Here is a 24,144-nt window from a genome sequence, read left to right as displayed (position 1 = left end):
TTTAAACTACATTTCAAAATAGGAATCATTCTGTCTTTTAGCGGGAATATTTTTCTCACCAATCATTTGAAGAAGGTTAATTTCAATCGTGTGAGCCAAAGCTGTCATTGGCGTATCAACAGGAGTATTCTCAAAAGGATCCTGCATGATAATAGCTGTTTTCTCTATCGTAATAAATATAATAGGGACAATGATAGTAGTCGCTATTTCAACAGTCAACTGAGAATCTTCCAAACCAAAAGGCAGTAAAAAAGCAAAAACATAAATCAATGTATGAAGCAGGATACTGTAAGCTCTTGGAAATACTGTATTTTTCAAACGCTCGCATTTTCCCATGCTGTCACATAATCTCATAAGAACCTCATTTAACTGAACTTCTTTAAAATCTGAAATACGACCTTCTGCAGCAATTTTTCTAATATGTTCAGAATGCTTATCCAAAATTGCATTAGGAATATTTGTTCCTGTAATATTATGGGACTGCAGATAATTCTTCACTTTATCTGAAAATACCTGTTTTCTCAACGCTTCACCTAATGCATACACCCACACGATCTGTCTTTCTGTAAATACCCTGCTCTCCTCAGGTAGTTCAGGAACAAACTGTCTTACTAATCTTATAAAAGATCTTGAGTCATTGACTATAGCTCCCCATACGGTTCTTGCCTCCCACCATCTTTCATATGACTGTGCTGTTCTGAATGCCAGAAGTAATGACACTGCCGTTCCCAGCAAAGCGGGGATGCTTAATGGAATAGATATTTTTTTAAATAAAGATATATCATCCAAAAAACCTATAAGAAAAGCAAAAAATACAATCAATATGATCTGGTACTTAATCTGACGGACAAAATATCCTATTGAAATTCTTTTGTTGAGTAACATAGTTTTTTTGTATTTAATATTTATATGTTTTCTACCTTTTAATTTCGAGGGAAAACCCTTTATTTCTTTTTATTATTTTCAAGACCACATATAACAGCATAGTCACTATGCAACCTGTAATAAAAACATTATTGAAATGAAGGTGGTTATTCATAACTTCTGCCGTAAGATCAAATACAGTAAAAATCAGAAAGATGGCAAAAAGTCCGTTTTTTTCTTTAAGCAAAACTTTTCTGATACTGAACCTCAGCTGATTACTTTTGAACAATGAAAAATTAGGTATAAACGGAGGTACTCTTTCAGTCCACCTGATATAATAATCCCCAAATTTTCTTTCAAGAAACTGCTCCTCAGCAAATATGATTCTTTCATAATAGATCCAATAAAAAAGGATGAATGAAACTATAAACCATATGTTTTCAGTAAACAGAGCTACACCAAGCCACATAAAGAAATTTCCGAGATACAGTGGATTTCTGACAATACTGTAAATTCCTGTTGTATTTAATTCATCAGCCACCTGACCCGCTTTTGTGTTTCTGCCTGATGTATTTTTTGGAGTAAAACCAACTGTGTAAATTCTTATGCTTAATCCGAAAATACTTATAAGGAGGCAAAACAATTCATAATAAACATTACATTCAGAGCTACTTCTGTTCCAGTTGGTCTCAATAAAAACTGCTAAACCAATGAAAAGAATGATAAGCGGTAAAAAACTTCTGTATCTGAACAGCCAGTTACCTTGTTTTTCAAGTTCTTGTTTTAAGGCCATAATCATTAATTTTTAAATAAGAGTGAAACACCTTAAGGTTAATTTCACTCTTTGAGTTTACTAATGCCCATGATCTCCAGCGTTCGATAGTTTAGCATTCACGAAGAAAGCTCCTTTAACGACAATCTTTGCATCTTTTGGAATTTCAGTAACAGGAGTAATAGCGGTATAGCCCATTTCTGATGAACCTTTCGCCACTTCAACTTTTTCAAAATTCATTTTCTTCCCCTGTTCTTTCGCGTGATTTCCAGCTTCCTGTTCATTTTTGTGACCGTGTTCAGCTTCTCCTTCATCATGTCCATGTCCATGATCATCATCTGCCTTCTCTAGAGCTTCATGCTCCTCAGCTTTTTTGTCTGTCTGTACAAATACATAGAACTTACCGTCAGCCTCTACAATTGCCTCATCGGGAACTGCAGGCGTTGTCGCACTCTCAAGATTAATTACACCTGTGATATTCATTCCGTCGATCAACCCCACTTTATTTCCTGTAACATTGGCATGAACAGAAATGGTCTTGCTTTCATTTTCAAAAGAAGAACCAATACTATAAACTTTTGCATTATAAAGCATTTCAGGGTTATTGGTCAGCTTAAACTGTACATTTTGACCTACTTTCATTTTAGGAAGGTCTCTTTCGAAAACTTGAAGATCCAAATGAATCGAACTGTTATCAATCATTTCCAAAACTGGAGACGAAACATCCACATAACTTCCTATCTGCGCATTGATATTACTTATAATACCACTTATAGGAGCAGTAATGACCAATCCTGAACGTAGATTCCTGTTATTAACCTTTCCTGGGCTTATTCCCATCAGCTGAAGTTGTCTCTGTAAAGATGCTCTTTGTGTTCTCAGACTCTTCAGTTCGGCATCAGAACTCTGTAGATTCTTTTTGGCTCCTGCATCATTGTCAAATAGCTCTTTCTGCCTTCTGAATTCCTGCTCTGCAAAAGATATTCGACTGTTTACGGTTAAATATTGCTCCTGCAGCTGAATGTATTCTGGATTACTGATGCTTGCCAACACCTGCCCTTTTCTTACATAATCACCAATCTGAAAATTAATGGTCTTAATAACACCTCCATATAAAGAGGTCACTGTAGCTTTTTTATCATTAGGAACCCTCAACAATCCGTTGGCTTTTATGGTTGACGTTAGGTCTTTCATTTCAACTTGTCCCAGTAAGACTCCTACAGATTTCATTTGTTCTTCTGTAAGTTCAGCAATAGTTTTCGGTCCTTCTTCGTGAGCACCCTCTTCAGCTTGTTCTGTTTTGGGTTTTTCTGTTGTTGCTTCCGCTGTATCTTTCTTTCCGCAACTAACAGCAAAAAGTGAAATTAAAGCTAGAGATACAATACTATATTTGATTTTCATCTTTATAAATTTATTTGTCAGATGAAGTACCTGTAATACTGATTAATTAATAGCATTACAGGCATTTCATTTTATTGATTGATTATTGAATTAATGATAATGACAGATTCATTGACCTGCTGAATGGATTGCAGATATTTCAACTGAATATTGGTAGAAGTCTGCAAAGCAAAAAGATATTCCACATATGATATTTCCCCTGTTTTATATCCCAACTGCCCTGCTTTTGTAATCTTCTCAGCATTTGGAATAGCCAGATTGACATAGTAATCATACTGTTTTATATTTTGCTGATATTGGTTCAAAGCATTTTCAAGCTGTGCTTCCAATTGTTTTTGCTGAAACTTCGCATTGGACTCCGCCATTTGCTTTTGATAATCCAGTGAACGAATTCTCGCCTTGGTTGCACCAAAAGTTAATGGAATAGAAACTCCAATTGTTGCAGAATGAAATCTGTTTCCACCGTTAAAATATTGATCCATTCCATTTACAGTCTGAAAACCAATCAGTGACTGATTTGTATAACCTATTGTGAAATCCGGTAAACCTAGGGACTTTTCAACCTTTTTGTTTTTCTCAGCAATCTCCATATCCTGATAAAAAGCCCTTACCGTAGGATGTCTTGCAACAACAGTACTGTCCAGAACATAATCCGCTTTCAGAGGATGATAATTCTCATCATATAATATGGTAAAATCCTCAGAAGTATTTAAAAGTGCCTTTAGGTTTTTGTAAGCATTAATCAAATACACCCAATTTTGTTTGAGTAACAGATTAATTTCTCCTTTCTGCGTTTCAGCGGTATTAATTTCAATTTTTTTAACATCTCCCGCTTTAAACCTAACTGTTGCAATTCTAATAAAATCGGTATATAAGCTGTCCAGGTTTTGAAGTTTTGTCTGATTGTACTGCAAGTACTCAATCTGATAATAATATGTTCTAACCTGTTTAGCGAGTTCATTTGCAGACACCTCTTTACTTATTTGTTTACCTTTCACCTGCTCGTTAATAAGGTCTTTTTTGGCTTTAAATAAGCTGGGAAATGGAATTGTCTGAGAAATGGAAAACATTTGATCAAACTTTTTCGAGTTATACTGTCCCAATTGCATATCTGCATTCATTTTAGGAAGTTCTTTGGCGGTAGGCAATAATGCTTCCGTGGCCTTAATATCCAGATCTTTTGACTTCATCAGGTTATTGTTGGTTAGCGCCATCTTGGTAGCCTCCTCAAGACTCAACGGATTACCCTGCTGTGCTTTAAAAGTCTGACCTAAAAATAAGAATCCTAATATCACAAGTGTTGCAACTGATTTATTACCTATTTTCTTTATGTTGATTTTTGTATTAAAAATAATATAAAGCATAGGCAATACAAATAATGTCAGGAATGTAGCTGTTACCAAACCTCCAATAACAACTGTTGCCAGTGGTTTCTGAACTTCTGCTCCTGCTCCCGTAGAAATTGCCATTGGCAAAAATCCTAATGAAGCCACCGTCGCTGTCATCAAAACGGGTCTCAACCTCGTTTTGGCACCTACCAATACGCGCTTTAGAATATCGGTTTCGCCTTCTTTTTCCAGTTGGTTGAAAGTGCCTATCAAAACAATTCCGTTCAAAACCGCAACTCCAAATAAAGCAATAAATCCAATTCCTGCACTGATACTGAATGGCATATCTCTTAATATTAAAGCGAAAACACCACCAATAGCACTCATTGGAATGGCTGTAAAAATTAGCGCAGCCTGTTTAAAAGAGTGAAATGTAAAATATAAAAGCATAAAGATCAGTAGCAACGACACAGGAACAGCAATCATCAACCTTGCGCTCGCCGCCTTTAGATTTTCAAACTGACCACCATAGGTGAAATAATATCCCGACGGAAGTTTAACCTGTTGATCCAGCTTTTTCTGAATATCTTCCACAACGCTTTCAACATCTCTGCCTTTGACATTGAAACCGATAACAATTCTTCTTTTTCCTGCCTCACGACTGATTTGTGCGGGACCTAATTTATAACTGACATTTGCCACCTGTGAAAGAGGAACCTGCACTCCGGAATTGGTGGAGATCATCAGGTTATTTACATCATCGATATTAGTTCTGTTCAGACTGTCTAAACGGACAACAAGATCGAATCTTCTTTCATTTTCGAAAACCTGCCCTGCTGCCTGTCCTGCAAATGCAGTACTTACAGCACTGTTAACATCCTGAATATTCAGTCCATAATTGGCCATTCTTGTTCTGTCATATTCCACATTAATCTGCGGTAGCCCACTAACACGTTCTATTTGTGGGGAAGTTGCTCCCTGAACCAATTGAATAACTTTTGCTGTTTTATCTGCATAAATTGCCAATGAATCTAAATTCTCACCAAATATCTTCACCGCAACGTCCTGTCTGATACCGGTCATTAGTTCATTAAAACGCATTTGGATCGGCTGGTTTTTTTCAAAGAAAACTCCTGGAATGGTTTCCAGTTTTTCAGAAATTTCGTCGGCTAATTGTTCATAGGATTTCTTGGTTTTCCATTCATCCTGTGGTTTTAGTACGACAATCATATCCGTGGCTTCCGGCGGCATAGGATCAGTAGGGACTTCTGCAGCTCCTGTTTTTCCGACAACCATTTTTACCTCATCGAATTGCTTGATAATTCTTGAAGCCTGCATTGAAGTTTCTATACTTTGACTTAAAGAACTTCCCTGTGGTAAAATACAGTGAAAAGCAAAATCTCCTTCCTGTAATTGAGGAATAAATTCTCCTCCCATTCTACCAAAAATCAGAACTGCAACGGCAAATATGGCAACTGTTACTCCCACCAGCCAATATTTAATTTTCAAAGCTTTTTCCAAAAGAGGCTGATAGATTTTTTGGAGTCTGTTCATCATCTTATCTGAGAAAGTCTCTTTATGAGAAGGTTTTTTTGATAAGATCAAGGCACTCATCATAGGAATGTAAGTCAGTGACAAAATCAAAGCTCCTAGAATTGCAAACCCTACTGTCTTAGCCATTGGTGTGAACATTTTACCTTCAACACCCACTAAAGTTAGAATCGGAATATAAACGATTAAAATAATGATCTCTCCGAATGCAGCACTGCTTCTAATCTTTGACGCAGAAAGGAAAACCTCTTCATCCATTTCATTTTGAGTCATTACCTTCATACTTTTTCTCATTCCAAGATGATGAAGGGTGGCTTCGACAATAATCACTGCACCATCTACAATCAAACCAAAATCAATAGCTCCTAAACTCATCAGGTTGGCGCTTACCCCAAAAACATTCATCATTCCTAAAGCAAATAGCAATGAAAGGGGAATTGCTGAAGCTACAATCAAACCAGCTCTTAAATTTCCAAGGAAAATAACCAAGACAAAGATTACGATCAATGCTCCTTCAATCAGGTTTTTTTCTACAGTACTGATTGCTCTTCCTACCAGATCTGTTCTGTCCAAAAATGGCTCAATCACAACATCTGCCGGAAGCGATTTCTGAATGGTAGGAATTTTTTCTTTAACTCTTTGAACGACTTCATTACTATTGGCGCCTTTCAGCATCATAATTACACCTCCCACTGCATCTACTTCGCCATTATAAGTCAAAGCTCCATAACGGACTGCGTGGCCTAAGCCAACATTGGCTACATCTTTAATGAAAATCGGAACACTACCCGTTTCATTTTTGACAGCTATATTTTTTACATCTTCAATCGAAGTAACGATTCCGATTCCACGAATAAAATAGGCATTCGGCTTTTTATCAATATAAGCACCTCCGGTGTTTTGATTGTTTTTCTCTAAAGCAGTAAATATATCTGTAATACTTACTCCCATTGCTTTTAGACGGTTTGGATTTACTGCAACTTCATACTGTTTCAACTCTCCTCCAAAGCTGTTAATTTCCGCAACACCAGGAGTTCCGTTAAGCTGTCTGCGGACAATCCAGTCCTGCATTGTTCTTAGCTCCTTACTGCTGTATTTTTTCTCACTGCCTTTTTTAGGGTGAAGAATATATTGATAGACTTCGCCCAAACCTGTACTTACAGGAGCCATTTCAGGTGTTCCCACACCTTTCGGAATTTCTTCGGCAGCTCTTTTTAATTGTTCGCTGATTAACTGACGGGCAAAATAAACGTCTACATCTTCTTTGAAAACAACGGTAATAACTGATAGCCCAAACCTTGAAATACTTCTTGTTTCTTCAATATTTGGGACATTGGCAATACTTTGCTCGATTGGAAAAGTAACGAGTTGCTCCACTTCCTGTCCTGCAAGCGTCGGGCAAACTGTAATAATCTGTACCTGATTGTTGGTGATGTCCGGTACGGCATCAATAGGTAATTTTGTGGCGCTCCAAGCACCCCAAATGACTAACATCAAAGTCATCAAGCCTATGATGATTTTATTTTTGATGCTAAATCTTATGATATTATCTAACATTGAATTTAAGTTTTTATTGAAATTCGAAATGTGTTCATCAATTGTGATGAACCTAAAACGAAATACAAAGATGAACAGGATTACAATGCAATCATATTGCAAAGTATCCATGACAAATTGATGAAAGACACGCACCTTTCATTGAATCAATAAAAACTAAATCTTGGGGGGTTGCCAAATTTGGTCGTATACCAAATACGCAAAGTCATTTTTCTGAAAATGAATCTTTTTTGAAAAATATTCAGTGACCTTTTTTTGAAGTGGAAGAGGTTCACTTTTAAAAGAAGCTACTGTTATCTGACAACAGTTACAAGTACATAATGGAGAACAAATATCTCCTTTGTCTTTAGAATGAGAATCTTCAGAATTGCTGATAGTACTGTAAGAATCTTTAGAATTATTTGGAGACTGCGCATGGATATCATTACAAGGCACTACGGCAAGCACCATGAAATAAATAATTAAAAAGAACTTAACTAATCTCACTTTACAAATATAAATATATTTTTCAAAGTTTAACTAAATATTCTAAAAACTTTTAAAATAAAAATTCTTGAAAAACAAAAACTTATTATTAATAAACTTTTTAAATTTCGCAACTATTAACAAACGACAATCAAATGTAGATTTTTCATCTGTTTTATTTTTGACTAATGATACTGTGAAGCTGTCTGTCTACTACATCAACAAACTAAAATGAATGGTGAAACTTTGATAAGATCTGCCATTTCATTTTTTTATCGATATTTTTATTCCAACTCATCTTTTTCTTCTAAAACTGCAAAACACAAAGTTCTGATTGGTATTAAAAGGTGTTCTGTGGTCTACGGTAAAGCATTCTATTTTATTGAAATGTTCCTTAAAGCGACTTTCCAATGAACTTTCAGAATACTGTTTGATTTCAATACCACTACATTTTATCGGACCTTGTTCTGAAAAGCTCCCGATTACCAAAATTCCTGTTGGTTTAATGTTCTGTTTAACCGTATCGATGTAGCTTTCAATTTCATTATCCTCTGTCAAAAAATGAAAAGCAGCCCTGTCGTGCCAAAAATCATATTGTTCTGTGGGTTTAAATGTACTGGCATCTTCAACTATCCATTTTACACGGTTTGACTTTTCGCCAAGTCGTTGCTTAGCTTTACTAAGTGCTGTCTCTGATATGTCTAAAACTGTAATGTCCTGATAACCCAAGTCAAGCAAGTGATCAACAAAAAAACTATCTCCTCCGCCAATATCAATTATTTTGGCCGTTTTTGATACATTGAATTCTTTAATAAATGCTAATGACGTTTCGGGTGTAGGCTGATACCAGCTTACTTCTTCCAAAGCTTTGGTATTGTATATTTTTTCCCAATGATTTTTTCTATCAGATAATGACATATCTCTTTAATTTTTTGTACTATTCAAATTTAACTCATTTTTTTTTTACTATCTCTCACGTTTAACCACAAACTTACCTTTACCAATAGTATCAAGACGGGAACTTCTACCAACGGTCCAATAACTCCCACAAATGCTTGTGGGGAATAGATACCGAAAATAGATATTGCTACTGCTATAGCCAATTCAAAATTGTTTCCTGTGGCTGTAAATGCGATGGATGCGTTTTTGTCGTAAGGAATTTTTAAGGCTTTATTGATAAAGAAACTAACGAAGAACATTAGTATAAAATAGATAATTAGTGGTATGGCTACTTTTATTACATCCATTGGTAACTCTAATATTTTATCGCCTTTCAAGCTGAACATTAATACTATGGTAAACAGTAAAGCATATAATGTAATGGGCGATATTTTGGGTACAAATTCCCTGTTATACCATTCTATCCCTTTTGATTTTACCAATGCATAACGGCTTATAAAACCCGCTAAGAATGGAATGCCTAAATATATCAATACGCTTATTGTAACATCTTTCATTGATACACTTACATTGAAATTTGCCAATCCTAATTTACTCGGTAACACATTAATAAATAACCAAACTAAGAAGCTATAAGAAAGCATCTGGAAGATACTATTTAATGCCACTAACATAGCTGTATATTCTCTGTTTGCTTTAGCTAAATCACTCCATACGATTACCATTGCGATACATCTTGCCAAACCTATCAGTATCAAGCCTGTCATATAATCGGGTTCATTTCGTAGAAACAAAACGGCTAATCCGAACATCAGCAAAGTACCGATAATCCAATTCAGAAACAACGATATGCCGATTACTTTTTTATCCTTAAATGCTTGGGGCAATAATGAGTAATCTACTTTTGCCAATGGTGGGTACATCATCAGTATCAGACCTATTGCCAAAGGAATGTTTGTGGTGCCGGCTGAAAGAGCATCCGTAATTTTTGAAATACCCGGAAAGAAATGTCCCAATCCTATACCAACTGCCATTGCAAGGAATATCCATAAGGTAAGGTAACGGTCAAGAAATTTTAGTTTTGGTTGCATAGCGTTGCTAATTTGTAAGTTCTTTATATTGGTTTGCTGTCAATAAGTTTTCTAATTCTGTAAGGTCTTTGATTTCAATTTTTATCAACCAACCATCTTTATATGGGTTGTCATTGATAAGTGTAGGTGCTTTCAATAGTAGGTCGATTGTTTCAATGATTTTACCCGATACGGGCATAAATAAATCCCTGACCGTTTTAACCGCTTCAACAGAGCCGAATACTTCATCCTGCTGAAAATTATATCCAACATTCGGTAAGTCTGCATTTACAATTTCGCCCAATTCACTTTGTGCAAATTCTGTGATGCCTATTGTACCAATATTCTCTTGTACTTTAATTCAAGTATGTTCTTTTGAATACTTTATATCGTTTGGAAGTTCCTTTTTATCATTTTTAGGATTAATAACCTCTTCTTAAATTTTCTGCGTATTCGTTTGGTAGTGGGCTTTCTTCAACTGCTTTTGCTGATTTTTCAATATCATAATCAAAGCGTATAAATTCTACACTGATACTATCTTTATCTAGTACTGAACTATCTTCATTGATTGTAAGCATCACGTAGCCACCTCTTACATCATTATCTTTAGGTTTACCTACCGAACCAATATTGATGGCGTGTCTGAAATGATTTTTTCCGTCAATACCAGAATTTAAAATACGGTGGTATGGCTTGTGTGTATGCCCGAAACACAAAATGTCCGCGTCCGCCTGTTCCATAATTCTGAGCATACTTTTTTCTTCTCTATCCTCAAATAAATATTCATTTATTTTTCTTGGACTTCCGTGTACTAATAATAAATTGAGCTTATCTTCATTCAATTGAAATTCTACTTTGATATGTGCAGGAAGTGTACGCAAATAGGCTCTTTCTTCATCTTTCATAATAGAGTTGGTAAATGAAATAGAGATTTTCCCATTATCTTTTTCCCCGTCTGTTTTGTACGCACATCCACAATCGTTGCTCATACGCCCGATGCCAAAATCATAATTTCCTGCAATGGTTGGTATTTTCCTTTTACGGATTTCGTTTACAACTTCATTTGCCCAAATATTATAACCTACCAAATCGCCTAAGCAATAAATACTGTCGGGGTTTCTTTTTTCTACATCTTCAAAGAATGCTTCTAAGGCAGGTAGATTGGCGTGAATGTCGCTGAATAATGCAATTTTCATTTTTATTGATTTTTATGTTTTGAATTTTGTTTTACTTATTAAGATATTAACAACAACCACCTCCTGGCGTACAAGCGTTTGAATTGTTTACAGATAATTCAGTCAAATTTTTCTTTTGTTTCTCTGAAGGAATGCCACAAGCATCCTGAGCCAAACACGCAGTCGTTTTATTTTTTAGTACAAATGTTTTCCCGTTAAACTCCAAATCGTACTTGCCAATTGTTCCGCTTTGATATTCTACTTCTATCTCAGCATCTTCCATTCCCAATTTTTCTTCAGATAACTTGATGATGTTTAATAGTTTGGTCGGCTTTAATCTATGCTCGTAATCATCTGCATTCCATAATTGAAAGTTGACCACTTTTTCATTTCTGATTGTTCCACCACAATCGATGAAATTCTTTGTAATTACACCCACTTCTGTAACGTGAAAGTGTTCTGGTACAAATATTCCGTTCTCTAATTGAAATTCAACATTATCTAATGTTGGTAAGATTTCTTTGATGTCTGATAGTTTCATAAATCTTCTATTTTATTATGATATTTTTCTATACTTTGGAATTCTATTTTTGATATACAAATTTAATCGATACATAATATTGCAATATAACGATATTAAGGAATGTAAAAAAATGCCTTTAACAGCATTGATTTACTTTTACTTCCTGTTCAAAGAATTGATTGAAATACTCTTGTATCTCTTTCCATTTCTTTTCTTCTATACAATAACAAACTGATTTTCCATCTATTGTACCCTGTATAATACCCATATATTTCAACTCTTTTAAATGCTGCGAGATTGTCGCTTGCGCCAAACCTAATTTATCCACCAAATCATTGCAAATGCAGGATTTTTGATTGATAATATATTGAAGTATAGCTACCCTTGCAGGATGTCCAAAAACTTTAAACAAAGAAGCTAATTTATTTTGTTCATCTGAAAACATATCTGATTTTGTAAGCCCCATACTTAATTATTTAATATCGCAATATTACGATATTAAATTTGAAATACAAAAAGATTTAATAGCTTTTTACAAATTATATTTAAAAAAGGTATCAGGATATAACTTCTATTTTTTATAAAATTATATTTTGAACTTGTTACCATCTTTGAGACAAAATCATACACATTATTAATAATTTTCTAAAATTTTTTCTTTACAACTTTTAAAGACAATCTTCTCGCATAAATCCAGTGATAAATGAATGTGAAGCTCTCATTCCTTTTGTTTCTAATTATTAGACACTAAGAAGGATGCTATATCTCTCACAACTTTACTTATAAATACAGGATATCTCTGGAAAAAAATGTTTTTCTTTCTGATCATTAAGCTGGATTTCTTTTTCAATAAAAAATACTCCGCTAACCTCACACAACTCCCTACAGGAAAAATATTAGGATGTTTTTTGCTAAATTCAAATCTTACGATCTCTCTTGGAAATCGAAAGATATATAAATAAAAAATATATGAAGATTATTAACAAAAGATGACTAGCAGCTTTTTTAGGATGTCGAACTTAAGTTTTGTCTTCTTCAAGACATTTTTGAAATCTTAACAGACAAATTTCAATATCTTTTTAAAAAAACTGTATCATTACTTTACAAGGCATATCAACTTCGAATATAGATCCTCTATACAACTATCTTTGTCTGATAATTTAATTATCTCAGAAATCTTTTTACATTCTTTTGTCAAGATATTTTTGTTTAAGTAACATCATGTCCTCACTAACTTTGCTATCTAATATCTTCGCATAATGCTGCGTAGTTTTAATACTTTTATGACCTAGCATTTTACTTACACTTTCAATAGAGACCCCGTTAGATAAAGTAACGGTTGTTGCAAAAGTGTGGCGTGCAATATGGTAAGTTAATTCCTTATTGATACCACACAGATCTGCAATTTCTTTCAAATAGGCATTCATCTTTTGATTACTAAGAATAGGCAGAAGTTTTCCACTATTAAGGCAAGCCGGATGATTTTTGTATTTTTTAATAATTTTCTCTGTTTGAGAAAGTATGGGAATATTAGAAGTAGTTTTAGTTTTCTGACGTTTGGTATAAATCCATTGAGAGCCATCAAGACCTAAATTGATATTTTGATATGTTAGTTTTTGGGTATCAATGTACGCCAGTCCGGTGAAACAGCTGAACAGAAAAATATCTCTAACCAAAGACAATCTCTCATTTGTAAAATCTTTGGTAAAAAGCACTTCAATTTCCTGTTCATTAAGAAACATTCTCGTCACTTCATTAAACTTAGAATGATAGTTCATAAAAGGGTCTCGCTCTATCCATCCATTCGCAAGACAAATACGAACAATCTTACCAAAATTCTTAATATACTTAACAGCAGAATTATTGTTGCAGGATCTCTCGGTTCTTAAAAAAAATTCAAAATCATTTAGAAAAGCATAATCAATCTTTTTAATTTCAATGTCGGTAATACTATATTTCCATTTCAAGAAATCTTTTGTATGTTTGAGACATGTTTTATAACGTGTCAATGTTCCTTGTGCAAATTCTTTTTCAATCAGTTTCTCCATTCGATCATTATGATCCTGAAAAATAGGAATGAGCATTCTGGTCAATTTACCTTTACCAACTAACTTATTTTTAAGAGTCTCACAAGTTACTGTTTCCTTATCTCTGATTAATTCGTGATAGGCATCATAAACTTTCTGCTCAAAAGTTTTCAAATAAAAATTAAGTGATCTAAATTCTTCAGAAGAGCCACTAACCTTCTGCATTGCAGAATTCCATTTTGAAGCCTTTACTGTACGTTTTGTGCTTATCTCGGATATCTTGCCATCAATTGTAATTCGTAAGTAAATAGGAGACTCTCCTAAAGAATTGATTTTAGCTTTTTTTACATAGAAAAGTAAATTGAATGTCTTGTTCATTTCGTAAAGGGTTTGAGATTTAAAATTAATCTTAGCAAAAACTTATCACAAGATATTCAGTTCCTGAACTAGCTACTGAACAGGGTTTGTTGAATTTTCAGTGACCTTTTTAAACCTATTTTAACAGGTCACTGAATAGGTCACTTTCAAATTGTGCTTTTTTAACTTTCTTTGAATAGACATAAAACGAAAAAAGCTTTAAAACATATGTTTTAAAGCTTTTTGCACTACTTTGATATTGTAGTTGCGATCCGGACGGGACTCGAACCCGCGACCTCCGCCGTGACAGGGCGGCATTCTAACCAGCTGAACTACCGGATCAATTTTTTAAAAAAGAAATTGAGAAAACTTCTGCGATCCGGACGGGACTCGAACCCGCGACCTCCGCCGTGACAGGGCGGCATTCTAACCAGCTGAACTACCGGATCAATTTTTTAAAGTAAATTGAGAAAACTTTCTGCGATCCGGACGGGACTCGAACCCGCGACCTCCGCCGTGACAGGGCGGCATTCTAACCAGCTGAACTACCGGATCATTTTTTAAAGAACTTCGTTTCTTTTTCGTGGTTGCAAAATTACACCTTTTTTTGTTATCTGCAAATTATTTTAGAAAAAAAGCCTTCCAACACTGGAAGGCATTCATTATCAAACTTATTTTTTTTATAAGTGAGCGCTTAATTTTTCAGCGATTACTTCTTTTGGAGCTACACCTACTAATTTATCTACTACTTCTCCGTTTTTAAAGATAAGAACTGTAGGAATATTTCTGATACCATACTGCATAGAGATTTCCTGGTTGTTATCCACATCTACTTTCCCAACTACTGCTTTACCTTCAAAATCTGATGCTACTTCTTCGATGATTGGTCCTAAAGTTCTGCAAGGTCCACACCATACTGCCCAGAAGTCTACTAATACCGGTTTGTCTGATTTTAAAACCGTATCCTGAAATGAGCTGTCTGTAATTTCTAAAGCCATTTTTGTTTCTTTTATTTTATTAATATTATTTTCTTTTAATCCTCTTATCGGATGTTCAAAATTACGATTTTTAGAGCACAAGACTATCTATGCTCAACATTAGTTTTTTCTATAGTGTAATCTTTTGAAATTTCTTTCAGTGCATTGACTAATGCATCAATATCCGATTTGGTCGTCATATGGCTGAAAGAGATACGCAATGGCGTACAGTGATCCATTTCGTCTTCAGAAAGCACCATCATCATTACCATTGAAGGTTTTGACGCTCCTGACGAGCATGCACTTCCCTGAGAAATTGCAATTCCTTTCATATCCAGCTGAAGTCCTATCAATGGATTTTTATAAGGCAGTAATGCACTTAAAACCGTATAAAGACTATTTTCCTTTTCAGCGCTTCTTCCATTGAACTTTATTCCTTCAATTTCTGTGGAAAGCCTTTCAATTGCATAATCTTTGATATCCTGCATATGGCGGGTATATTCCTCCATATGATTCAGAGAAAGCTCCAATGCTTTCCCCAGCCCTACGATACCGCAAACATTTTCAGTCCCTGCTCTAAGACTTCTTTCCTGGGGTCCTCCGGTGATAATTCCTTTTAATCCTGTTGCCTTTCTGATAAATGCAAATCCGGCACCTTTTGGTCCGTGAAACTTATGGGCACTACAGGAAGCAAAGTCTACAGGGATATCAGAGAAATCAAGGTTCATATGGGCCATTGTCTGCACGGTATCCGAGTGGAAAAGCGCATTATACTCTTTGCACAGTTGGGCAACTTGTTTAAGATTAATGATATTTCCGATTTCATTGTTGGCATGCATTAAGCTTACCAGTGTTTTTTTATCTGATGCTTTTAAAAGCTCTTCTAATTTAGCAAGATCAATATCTCCTTTTTCATTCGGACGGATATAGTTTACTTCTACTCCTTTTCTGCTTTTCATATCCAGAATACTTTCAGAAACACATTTGTGTTCCAGAGGAGAGCTGATTATTCTTTCTACCCCAAGGTGTTCTACCGAGGATTTGATGATCATATTGTTGGATTCGGTTCCACAGGAAGTGAAAATGATTTCAGCCGGAGTTACATGAAGATAGTCTGCAACCTGTCTTCTTACATTTTCAATAAGGATTTTTGCTTCCTGTCCAAAGCTGTGCGTTGAAGACGGGTTTCCGAAATTCATCTTCATAGTGCCAACCATTGCATCTATAACTTCTTCTGCAAGCGGAGTGGTTGCGGCATTATCTAAATATACTTTATCCATTATTATTTTGAATATTTTAATTCTACGGAGTTAAACTGATAATCTGAAGGAACAGTGAAAATAAACCAAGGGTTGGAAATCACCTGAATTTCCATTCCACCGGATGGTGCTCCGGCCGGAACTTCCACATATAAAATTTTATTTTTTACAGACACACTTTTGATCTCATCAATAGTATGACTTCCTGATCTGAAAGTTCCCAGATTGTATAGAACAACTTTTTTATTTTTAGGAAATTGCGGGTATTTGATGTAAGATCCATCTCCTTCCGGGCCTATAATGCCAAAGCTTCCTTTGATTGTATTACGAAAATCTGTTTCTTCCTTAATAATTCTAAAACCTGCCTGTGCTGCACCTCCCTGTGACTGGGATACAATAAGTTCTGCGTCATGCTGACTATCAGCATTCTTTTGCGAGGATGTAGCTGCACAGCTCATGAAGATTACAGCACATGCAATTGACAGACTTTTCATTTTTACAATTTTATCTCCCAAAATTAATGAAAAAATTGGTAATGTCCTTCATTTGCCCATTTCAACATTGGCCGATCTCCGGAAGTATCTCCAAATGCAATAATTTTATCGTACTTTGAATCGTTGATTTCCTCTTTAATTCTTATCAGTTTTTCTTTCCCATTACAGTTTTTCCCTACAAAATTTCCTGTGAAAACCCCGTTCTTAAACTCTGCCCGCGTAGAAACCAGCTCCATTTTAAGTTCTTCGGCAAAAGGTTTTACCCAGATATCCAATGAAGCGGTTACCAATAAACTCTGTGTATTATTCCTATCGATATTTTTTATAAAGTCTAATGCATTCTCCCTTACGATTTTAGGATAATGCTGTTCAAAAAACTGCTTAGACTTCTGTTCAATTTTTTCCTGGCTTTGTCCTTTTAAAATAGAGCCGATAAAACTTTTCTTCACTTTTTCAGTTTCAGCCAGTTTCAGCTTTAGCAGGATAAAGAGCGGTACATGTCTCAAAAATTGTATACGGTATTTTGTAGAATCGTAGAATTTAAGGTACATAAACATTGTATCTTTATACGTCAGGGTTCCGTCAAAATCAAAACAATACAATTTTTTCATTTTTAAAGCTTTAATTTTTTGAATATAAACTCAGGGATATTCCTGATAATCATCATAATAATACTCCAAACCGGCAAAACATATGCCACATTTTTCTCCTTTTTGAAGGCTTTATAAATACAGGCAGCTGCCTGTTTTGGCGTCGCTGTCAATTTAGGATTCAAAGGCAGACCTTCTGTCATCTTGGTTGCCATAAACCCGGGCTTTATTGTAAGCACATGAACTTTTTTATCAAAAAGATAATTTCTCAAACCACTCAGATAAGCGGTGAAGGCAGCTTTTGCACTCCCATAGATAAAGTTGCTCTGCCTCCCTCTATCACCAGCTACTGATGAAAGGCCAATGATTGTTCCTGATCTTCTGCTTTCAAATTTATGGGCAAAATAATTCATTACAGGAATCAGTTTTGAATAATTGATTTCAATGATACGTTCTGTATTCCTGTTATCATACAATCCTTCTTCTGTTCCTTCCCCTAAATATCCTACGGCACAAAATAATACATTTGAATTGATATGATCGAATCTGTTGTAATCAATTTCTTTTGTCAGATCCAGATCAATGACTTCTGCCTGCTGCAGAAACTTTACATCAATATGTCTTGCAAAACGCTCTGTAGTTTCTTTATTTGAGGTAAAAAGATAAATTTTTTCAAACTTTTCTCCTTCCTGAAGTGCTTTTTCCACAAAAGCCTGTGCCACTTCGGATGTACTTCCCAGAACTATCATTATGAGTTATTATTTATGATTCTTTTGTGCTGTAATGACACAAATTTAGGGTTTTGAATATTTTTGAGGTAACTTGTTAGCGATGATCTGCTCATACTGTCTTTGGTAAGGTAAATCCTTCCTCCGAACTCCTGAACAATAGCATCCAGCTGATCTACCAGCTTTTTCAACTTTGAATTGACTTTAAAATCCAGCGCCAATGTATACCCTTCTACAGGGAATGAGTTGTAAGCCTGTGGATTATTTTTCCCAAAAAGTTTTAACACAGCTAAGAAAGATCCGTTTCCACTTTTAGCAATTGTTTCAAGGATTCTTTTCATTCCCTCTTTTCCTGTTTCTTTAGGGATTACCATCTGATACTGGATAAAACCGGATTTTCCATAGATTTTATTCCAGTCATTGATTGCATCCAAAGGGTAGAAAAATGTCTCGTAATCGATGAAGTTTTTTACTTCTTTTTTAGATTGCTTTTTATAATACAGCCAGTTGAAAATTTTTACAGTAAGCGCATTCAATACAAACCCCGGAAAATAAAACGGAACTGTAGGAGAAAATTTCTTCTTCAGCCTCAAAGGAGTTTTTGAAAAGTTCTGTGGAAGTTCATGCTGGAAAGCATGCTCTCCTCTCATCAGGATACTTCTGCCAATATTTTTTCCTTTCTGAAGACAGTCAATCCATGCAACGGTATAGGTCCAGTTTTCACTTTCGTCAAACAGTCTGAATATTTCATCCAGGTTGTCTGCTTTTATGCTTTCCTGACGGATATAAGCAGATTCTATATTTTTAAGTTTAAATTTTGCGGTAAGAATAATTCCCGTAAGTCCCATCCCACCAATGGTTGACCAGAATCTGTCTGAATTTTCTTCCCGGGAACAGGTAATAATTTCACCATTCTCGGTCATAAGTTTAAATTCAATGACATATTCTGAAAAGCATCCTTCCGCGTGATGATTTTTCCCGTGAACATCTGAAGCAATAGCACCTCCTACTGATACAAATTTTGTCCCGGGAGTAACATAAAGAAAGTATCCTTGCGGAACAGCTATTTCCAGCACATCTGAAAGAAGCACTCCGGATTCACACTCTATTACACCGTTTAAACGGTCAAAGCTGATGAATTTATTTAATTTCTTCGTTGAAAATATGGATTCTCCCAGTGAAGCATCACCATAACATCTTCCGTTTCCTCTTGCAATAATCTCGTTGTGGCTGAGTACAAATTCTTTTATTTTTTTGAAACTGTCCTCAGATCTCATTTCTTTCTCTACTACCGGGAAATTTCCCCAGTTCGTAACTTTCTGTGTGAAATTAGGCTTCATTTCTTAAAATAAATTTGAATTAAAAATGCAACTACCCAAAGTAATAAAGTAACCTGTATATAACGGTCTCTGTAAACAATTTTTGTAGGAGACTCCGTTCTGTTGTAAACAAGCGTCTGCTGAAGATATCTTAACAATGCGAACACTACGAAAATTACTGTATAAAAAACTCTTTCATGAAATCTTTCCTGAACTTCCGGAGACAGGGTAAACATCAGGTAGCATACTATGGCCAGCGTAATAGAAATGGATAAGGCAATATCTGCAAACTGCACGTTATAGCCATCCAATGCCTTTCTTGTTTTTCCTGAAACCTGAGCATTGATAAGTTCACCTCTTCTTTTCCCGATTGCCAGTACCAACGCCAATACAAATGTCAAAAGAATCGCCCATTGCGAAATACTGATTCCAGTAATGTAACCACCTGCCAGAACCCGTAATACAAATCCTATGGCAATAATAAAAATATCAATAATAGGTACATGCTTAAGCCTGAATGTATAGGCAAGATTCATTACCACATAAAATCCGATGATGGTTGCAAACTTCCAAAGTATTTCATGGAAATAAAGTTGCGTGAAGAATACAAGACCGATATCAGCAATGATAAGGCCTATAAGAATGCCTATCGCTTTTGATTTTGAAATAGCTCCGCTAGCCAGCGGTCTTCTCCTTTTTTCAGGGTGCTTTTTGTCTGCTTCAATATCATTATAATCATTCAGGATATATACAACACTGGCCGCAAGGGAAAATATTAAGAAGGCAAAAATGCTCTTAACAAGCAGATCCATATTGGTAATATTACCTGAAAAAAACAGAGGGACAAATACAAAAAGGTTTTTCACCCATTGCTCCACACGGAGCAGCTTTAAATATTTCTTCATTTATGTTATTTCAAATACAAAAATAATAAATTCAAAATTGCTAGCATAAAAATACAAAAAAAACCGCCGGGGCGGTCTTTTACGAAAATATTTATATATTAAATTAACTATTGCCCTTGTTTGGCATCATTAATCATTTTTTCATTAGCTGTAATAGCAAACTCTACTCTTCTGTTTTTAGCTCTTCCTTCTTCTGTATCATTGCTTGCTACAGGCATTGCTTCACCTTCACCTTTTGTAAACATTCTGCTTGATGCAATTCCTTTCCCTGTTAAATATGCTTTTACAGCATCAGCTCTTCTTTGAGAAAGCTTAAGGTTGTAATCATCCGAACCTTTGCTGTCTGTGTGACCGTAGATATTGATATTAGTATCCGGGTTATTAGCCAATACTTCAGCTAATTTATCAAGGTTGGTCTGTGCAACAGAAGTAAGGTTTGAAGAGTCGAAAGCAAAGTTAACAATACTTTCATTCATGGTTACTTTAATACCGTCTCCTACTCTTTCTACCTGAGCACCTGGTAAAGTTTCTTTAATATCTCTAGCCTGCTTATCCATTTTGTTACCGATAACATTACCTGCAACACCACCGATAATACCTCCCAATACTGCTCCTATGGCTCCGTTTCCTCCTTTACCTACATTGTTACCAAGGATACCTCCCAGTACTGCTCCTGATGCAACACCTACTGCGGTACCTCTTTGTTGGTGATTTGAATTCTGAACCGCTTCACAGCTCGTTAATAATAATGCTGATGACAAGAAAAGGGCTCCTACGTATGTTTTTGTAAATTTCATTTTTTCTGATCTTTTATGTTGATAAATTATTTCATTCCAGTTCTCTGGAAGTTGTAAACTACTTTTACATTACTTCCTTCAAAAGGAACATCTTGCTCAAGTGAAAACTGATCTGTTGACTGATTAGTCAAAGTAAGGCTGTAACCTACTGTATTTTGTTTTGCTTTTGTACCTGAAGCAATTTTTTTAAACATAAACGTGTTACCGTCTTTTACTTCAAATTTGATAGGCTGTGTAATTGCCGGGCAATTTCCACCACCGTTTAAAGTATAAGCTCCTGTCCAGTTATTAGGAATCAATCTCCAGTGACTTCCTACGAAGCACTGTGCGTCTGCACCTTCGTCAAAAGGTTTAATTTTATACCCTTTATCGTAATCTATGCTCACAATCTGCCAGTCTCCTTTCATTTTCAGGAAATCTGCTCTTTGATTTTGAGATGTAGCTGCTTTATTAACAGAGGAACACGAAACTGCAAAAAGTGATGTTCCCAACATCCCTGCAAGTAGTAACTTTTTCATTTTGTTGTTTATTATTTTGTTACTATAAAGTTACAAAAAACCGTGCCAAAATTTAAAATAAAAAATAAAAAGTCCGAAAAAATTCGGACTCTTTATGGTTTCTCCTTAAACACAGGAAGATAAATTATTTTTTAACAGCCTTTTTTACGGATTTCGAAGGCTTGGTACTGCCTGATTTCTTGCCGTTATAGAAATTAGTATAAGCATATTCCGCAGCTTTTTTCAGATCGATAACTCCGCCAGCCTGTGATTGCTCTGCAAATCCGTTTGCAGTACTCGGATTGCTGCTTTTCACAAGTGCCTCAATAATCTGGTACGGCTTCAGCTCCGGCATATAAGCCAATAAAACAGCTGCTGCTCCGGCGACTACAGGAGAAGCCATAGAAGTTCCCTGAAGGTATTTGTATTCATTCTTAGGAACGGTAGAATAAATTTCTTCCCCGGGAGCGAAAACATTCACCATTTTTTTATTGTAATTGGAGAAATCAGCTCTCAGTGCATTATTTTTATTGGTGCTTGCTCCTACTACAAGGACGTTGCTCACGAATGGTTTTTCATCAGTAACGTTTTTAAAATTAGTAGGATATGCCAGATGCTCTGCAACATCCTCATTTTCATTACCTGCTGCCTTTACTAAAAGCACGCCTCTATCTTCAGCATATTTAAAAGCATCCCAAACGACATTTTTACCTGGTGAAACAGGCTTACCAAAGCTCATATTTAAGACTTTCGCACCGTTATCCACTGCATATCTGATAGCATTGGCAACATCTTTATCTCTTTCGTCTCCATTCGGCACGGTTCTTACAGACATGATCTTGGCTACTTTTGAAGCAACACCATACTGGACTTCTTTTCCCTGCGGAAGTCCTGCAATAATTCCTGCAACGTGAGTCCCGTGTTCCGCATCCGGTCCTTCGTAATGGTTGTTACCATAATTTTTTTCAGAATAGTCGTCATAGTTATCTCCTACAATTTCCTTTCTCGGATCATATGAAAGGTCATATTGTTTTGCAGCAGGAGCAAAATGATCAATAGCTTCCTTCATTTCCTCCTTCATCTTTTTTTCAAACTCTGCAGCTGACTTTCCTTTGAATTCCGGGCTTTGCGAAATCTGACCTAAGAAATCCAATGCAATGGCATCTCTTTGATCTGTAGGTGCTTTGATGGACGCAATGGTTTCAGCGGTTACAGGCTTACCGTTCAGTAACTTTACCATATTAGGAATCAATTCGTTCAGCATCGAATAAGTCCTGAAGTTCTGCTGCGCCTCTACACTTTTCTTATTAAACATGTCTTTGGCCTTCATATACATATCAAACTCATCCTTCATCTTGGCCTGGTTGGCTTTATTCTTTGCAGAGTCATCTCCTTCGAAGATAGGCTTATATTTGGCAACAACCCTTGTTACTTCCATATTATCGATATCAATATCACCGTTTTTACCTCCTATGAAGTTCCATCCGTGTACATCATCGATGTATCCGTTTCCATCGTCATCTTTATCGTTTCCCGGGACTTCATTAGGGTTGGACCATAGGTTTTTTACCAATCCGGGGTGATCTACCTGTACTCCACTGTCCAGTACTCCCACCACTACGGTTTTAGGCTTCAGCCCTTTAGATTCCAAGTATTTATAAGCATTTGCTGTATTTATTCCATATACTTTTGAAGTTGCAAAATCTTTATGATACCATGTCATCAGATCTTTATCTTCGTTGGGATCAATACTTTTAGCTTTAGATTCCTGTGCAAAAGAGAAACTAAAACCTGCTAAAAAAACTGCAGCTAATAATACCTTTTTCATATGTTGATATTTAATTTTTTAAGAGATATGCCAATCGCCATTATCATCTGTTTATGCCTGAAAGCTTATCAACAGCGATTGTAACCTAATATTGTTGTTTTATATTTTTAATATACACCAGTGATTCCGGGCCTTTATTACAAATCAGGTCAAGAACCGACAGGTCTTCCAAAAATCCGAATTTATCAGAAAATGTCTGGTAATATTCTTCCATCTGAAATTCTGAAGGAAGTTTTGCCGAAAACTTTTCCCTGAAATTGATGCTTTCAGGATTTTTGATATATTCTTCATTCAAAGAGTGTGCCTTTTCCGTTTTCAGTATCTGTTGGATGACTTCTATACCTTTAAGGTTAAAATCAAGAAGGAACTTTTCTTTAAGGTCAAATATTTTTCTGAACTTATCTTCATAGTACTCAAAATAAGGGGAACTCTGGTACGCTGTTTTGATAGATTTCCAGTGAAGTGTTCTCCAGTCTTCGCGGTAAGAGATTTCAATATCTTTAAATTCTCTTTTCCCGTTATGATGGATAGGAATTATTAATGACAATTTTCCGTTCGCTCCATAGATATTCGCACGGTTTCTGTAAGTCTGCTTCGGAAAGTTTTCAAACTGTTCAAATACAATTTCATTCTCAGGATTCAAAAACACTGAGAACCATGAGATTGGGGGCATATAAAATGCCGGCAATAATACATTCGTCATATTCATAATGCAAAAATGAAGTATTTTTTCAAATACTTCATTCTATTTTAAGTTTAA

General features: G+C 35.6%; 23 protein-coding genes and 3 tRNA genes. All 26 read right to left on the bottom strand.

What is annotated here, in order from left to right; all coding sequences use genetic code 11:
• Positions 1-6: 6 nt before the first annotated feature.
• Positions 7-885, bottom strand: a complete 879-nt coding sequence (locus EL165_RS23045; protein ID WP_002981215.1) for a bestrophin family protein — start codon at positions 883-885, stop codon at positions 7-9.
• A 31-nt stretch (positions 886-916) separates the two neighbouring features.
• A complete protein-coding gene (locus EL165_RS23040; RefSeq protein WP_034689560.1) occupies positions 917-1,657 on the bottom strand; it encodes a methyltransferase family protein in 741 nt (246 codons plus the stop codon).
• Between the two features lie 60 nt (positions 1,658-1,717).
• Positions 1,718-3,037, bottom strand: coding sequence for an efflux RND transporter periplasmic adaptor subunit (locus EL165_RS23035; RefSeq protein ID WP_002981220.1), 1,320 nt, complete (start codon positions 3,035-3,037; stop codon positions 1,718-1,720).
• A 71-nt stretch (positions 3,038-3,108) separates the two neighbouring features.
• Positions 3,109-7,473 carry a CusA/CzcA family heavy metal efflux RND transporter gene (locus tag EL165_RS23030; protein ID WP_027374942.1) on the bottom strand — a complete coding sequence of 1,455 codons (4,365 nt, stop codon included), beginning with the start codon at positions 7,471-7,473 and terminating at the stop codon, positions 3,109-3,111.
• Positions 7,474-7,629: 156 nt separating this feature from the next.
• Positions 7,630-7,923 (bottom strand): DUF6660 family protein, encoded by a 294-nt coding sequence (locus tag EL165_RS26595; protein WP_002981223.1) that lies wholly within the window; start codon positions 7,921-7,923, stop codon positions 7,630-7,632.
• Between the two features lie 309 nt (positions 7,924-8,232).
• On the bottom strand, positions 8,233-8,856 hold the full coding sequence (locus tag EL165_RS23020; RefSeq protein ID WP_002981225.1) for a class I SAM-dependent methyltransferase: 624 nt from the start codon (positions 8,854-8,856) through the stop codon (positions 8,233-8,235).
• A gap of 29 nt (positions 8,857-8,885) precedes the next feature.
• Entirely contained in the window at positions 8,886-9,929 is a 1,044-nt protein-coding gene (gene arsB / locus EL165_RS23015; protein ID WP_002981227.1) for an ACR3 family arsenite efflux transporter, read from the bottom strand.
• 7 nt (positions 9,930-9,936) lie between these two features.
• The gene (locus EL165_RS23010; RefSeq protein WP_002981229.1) at positions 9,937-10,212 is read right to left on the bottom strand and encodes a glycine cleavage system protein H; all 276 of its coding nucleotides are present in this window, start codon (positions 10,210-10,212) and stop codon (positions 9,937-9,939) included.
• A gap of 118 nt (positions 10,213-10,330) precedes the next feature.
• Positions 10,331-11,104, bottom strand: a complete 774-nt coding sequence (locus tag EL165_RS23005; protein ID WP_002981231.1) for a metallophosphoesterase family protein — start codon at positions 11,102-11,104, stop codon at positions 10,331-10,333.
• 46 nt (positions 11,105-11,150) lie between these two features.
• Positions 11,151-11,624 carry a DUF6428 family protein gene (locus EL165_RS23000; RefSeq protein ID WP_002981233.1) on the bottom strand — a complete coding sequence of 158 codons (474 nt, stop codon included), beginning with the start codon at positions 11,622-11,624 and terminating at the stop codon, positions 11,151-11,153.
• A 118-nt stretch (positions 11,625-11,742) separates the two neighbouring features.
• Positions 11,743-12,072 (bottom strand): ArsR/SmtB family transcription factor, encoded by a 330-nt coding sequence (locus EL165_RS22995; RefSeq protein WP_002981234.1) that lies wholly within the window; start codon positions 12,070-12,072, stop codon positions 11,743-11,745.
• 715 nt (positions 12,073-12,787) lie between these two features.
• Positions 12,788-14,011, bottom strand: a complete 1,224-nt coding sequence (locus EL165_RS22990; protein WP_002981237.1) for a site-specific integrase — start codon at positions 14,009-14,011, stop codon at positions 12,788-12,790.
• Positions 14,012-14,258: 247 nt separating this feature from the next.
• Positions 14,259-14,332 (bottom strand) — tRNA-Asp (locus EL165_RS22985).
• Between the two features lie 33 nt (positions 14,333-14,365).
• Positions 14,366-14,439, bottom strand: a tRNA-Asp gene (locus EL165_RS22980).
• 32 nt (positions 14,440-14,471) lie between these two features.
• Positions 14,472-14,545: transfer RNA gene (locus tag EL165_RS22975), tRNA-Asp, on the bottom strand.
• Between the two features lie 125 nt (positions 14,546-14,670).
• Positions 14,671-14,988, bottom strand: coding sequence for a thioredoxin (gene trxA, locus EL165_RS22970; RefSeq protein ID WP_027374941.1), 318 nt, complete (start codon positions 14,986-14,988; stop codon positions 14,671-14,673).
• Positions 14,989-15,071: 83 nt separating this feature from the next.
• Positions 15,072-16,247 (bottom strand): cysteine desulfurase family protein, encoded by a 1,176-nt coding sequence (locus EL165_RS22965; RefSeq protein WP_002981241.1) that lies wholly within the window; start codon positions 16,245-16,247, stop codon positions 15,072-15,074.
• A 2-nt stretch (positions 16,248-16,249) separates the two neighbouring features.
• The gene (locus EL165_RS22960) at positions 16,250-16,720 is read right to left on the bottom strand and encodes a hypothetical protein (RefSeq protein ID WP_050791155.1); all 471 of its coding nucleotides are present in this window, start codon (positions 16,718-16,720) and stop codon (positions 16,250-16,252) included.
• Between the two features lie 23 nt (positions 16,721-16,743).
• Positions 16,744-17,331: an HAD family hydrolase gene (locus EL165_RS22955; protein WP_002981245.1), complete on the bottom strand. Its 588-nt coding sequence runs from the start codon at positions 17,329-17,331 to the stop codon at positions 16,744-16,746.
• Positions 17,332-17,333: 2 nt separating this feature from the next.
• Positions 17,334-18,059 carry an SDR family NAD(P)-dependent oxidoreductase gene (locus EL165_RS22950; RefSeq protein ID WP_002981247.1) on the bottom strand — a complete coding sequence of 242 codons (726 nt, stop codon included), beginning with the start codon at positions 18,057-18,059 and terminating at the stop codon, positions 17,334-17,336.
• Complete coding sequence (locus EL165_RS22945; protein ID WP_002981250.1) at positions 18,059-19,378, bottom strand: FAD-binding oxidoreductase; 1,320 nt, start codon at positions 19,376-19,378, stop codon at positions 18,059-18,061. Before EL165_RS22945 ends, EL165_RS22950 begins: the two co-directional genes overlap by 1 nt.
• Positions 19,375-20,262, bottom strand: a complete 888-nt coding sequence (locus EL165_RS22940; protein WP_002981251.1) for a decaprenyl-phosphate phosphoribosyltransferase — start codon at positions 20,260-20,262, stop codon at positions 19,375-19,377. Before EL165_RS22940 ends, EL165_RS22945 begins: the two co-directional genes overlap by 4 nt.
• 107 nt (positions 20,263-20,369) lie before the next feature.
• Complete coding sequence (locus EL165_RS22935; RefSeq protein WP_002981254.1) at positions 20,370-21,059, bottom strand: YiaD family glycine zipper/OmpA-like lipoprotein; 690 nt, start codon at positions 21,057-21,059, stop codon at positions 20,370-20,372.
• A 26-nt stretch (positions 21,060-21,085) separates the two neighbouring features.
• Positions 21,086-21,577 carry a lipocalin family protein gene (locus tag EL165_RS22930; RefSeq protein ID WP_002981255.1) on the bottom strand — a complete coding sequence of 164 codons (492 nt, stop codon included), beginning with the start codon at positions 21,575-21,577 and terminating at the stop codon, positions 21,086-21,088.
• 124 nt (positions 21,578-21,701) lie between these two features.
• A complete protein-coding gene (locus EL165_RS22925; protein ID WP_002981257.1) occupies positions 21,702-23,384 on the bottom strand; it encodes a S8 family serine peptidase in 1,683 nt (560 codons plus the stop codon).
• A gap of 85 nt (positions 23,385-23,469) precedes the next feature.
• Positions 23,470-24,093: a WbqC family protein gene (locus EL165_RS22920; protein WP_002981259.1), complete on the bottom strand. Its 624-nt coding sequence runs from the start codon at positions 24,091-24,093 to the stop codon at positions 23,470-23,472.
• Between the last annotated feature and the right edge of the window lie 51 nt (positions 24,094-24,144).

This window comes from Chryseobacterium gleum, from assembly GCF_900636535.1.
Lineage (GTDB): Bacteria > Bacteroidota > Bacteroidia > Flavobacteriales > Weeksellaceae > Chryseobacterium > Chryseobacterium gleum.
The sequence above is the reverse complement of the archived record's forward strand: the minus strand, read 5'-3'. Positions and strand labels throughout refer to the sequence as shown.

Coding starts and splice junctions, on each gene's coding strand:
- EL165_RS22925 (WP_002981257.1), bottom strand. CDS start 23,384: ATGAAAAAGGTATTATTAGCTGCAGTTTTTTTAGCAGGTTTTAGTTTC.
- EL165_RS22945 (WP_002981250.1), bottom strand. CDS start 19,378: ATGAAGCCTAATTTCACACAGAAAGTTACGAACTGGGGAAATTTCCCG.
- EL165_RS22920 (WP_002981259.1), bottom strand. CDS start 24,093: ATGAATATGACGAATGTATTATTGCCGGCATTTTATATGCCCCCAATC.
- trxA (WP_027374941.1), bottom strand. CDS start 14,988: ATGGCTTTAGAAATTACAGACAGCTCATTTCAGGATACGGTTTTAAAA.
- EL165_RS23000 (WP_002981233.1), bottom strand. CDS start 11,624: ATGAAACTATCAGACATCAAAGAAATCTTACCAACATTAGATAATGTT.
- EL165_RS23020 (WP_002981225.1), bottom strand. CDS start 8,856: ATGTCATTATCTGATAGAAAAAATCATTGGGAAAAAATATACAATACC.
- EL165_RS23005 (WP_002981231.1), bottom strand. CDS start 11,104: ATGAAAATTGCATTATTCAGCGACATTCACGCCAATCTACCTGCCTTA.
- EL165_RS22995 (WP_002981234.1), bottom strand. CDS start 12,072: ATGGGGCTTACAAAATCAGATATGTTTTCAGATGAACAAAATAAATTA.
- EL165_RS26595 (WP_002981223.1), bottom strand. CDS start 7,923: ATGGTGCTTGCCGTAGTGCCTTGTAATGATATCCATGCGCAGTCTCCA.
- EL165_RS22960 (WP_050791155.1), bottom strand. CDS start 16,720: ATGAAAAGTCTGTCAATTGCATGTGCTGTAATCTTCATGAGCTGTGCA.
- EL165_RS22940 (WP_002981251.1), bottom strand. CDS start 20,262: ATGAAGAAATATTTAAAGCTGCTCCGTGTGGAGCAATGGGTGAAAAAC.
- EL165_RS23040 (WP_034689560.1), bottom strand. CDS start 1,657: ATGGCCTTAAAACAAGAACTTGAAAAACAAGGTAACTGGCTGTTCAGA.
- EL165_RS22990 (WP_002981237.1), bottom strand. CDS start 14,011: ATGAACAAGACATTCAATTTACTTTTCTATGTAAAAAAAGCTAAAATC.
- EL165_RS22955 (WP_002981245.1), bottom strand. CDS start 17,331: ATGAAAAAATTGTATTGTTTTGATTTTGACGGAACCCTGACGTATAAA.
- EL165_RS22965 (WP_002981241.1), bottom strand. CDS start 16,247: ATGGATAAAGTATATTTAGATAATGCCGCAACCACTCCGCTTGCAGAA.
- arsB (WP_002981227.1), bottom strand. CDS start 9,929: ATGCAACCAAAACTAAAATTTCTTGACCGTTACCTTACCTTATGGATA.
- EL165_RS22930 (WP_002981255.1), bottom strand. CDS start 21,577: ATGAAAAAGTTACTACTTGCAGGGATGTTGGGAACATCACTTTTTGCA.
- EL165_RS22935 (WP_002981254.1), bottom strand. CDS start 21,059: ATGAAATTTACAAAAACATACGTAGGAGCCCTTTTCTTGTCATCAGCA.
- EL165_RS23030 (WP_027374942.1), bottom strand. CDS start 7,473: ATGTTAGATAATATCATAAGATTTAGCATCAAAAATAAAATCATCATA.
- EL165_RS23045 (WP_002981215.1), bottom strand. CDS start 885: ATGTTACTCAACAAAAGAATTTCAATAGGATATTTTGTCCGTCAGATT.
- EL165_RS22950 (WP_002981247.1), bottom strand. CDS start 18,059: ATGATAGTTCTGGGAAGTACATCCGAAGTGGCACAGGCTTTTGTGGAA.
- EL165_RS23035 (WP_002981220.1), bottom strand. CDS start 3,037: ATGAAAATCAAATATAGTATTGTATCTCTAGCTTTAATTTCACTTTTT.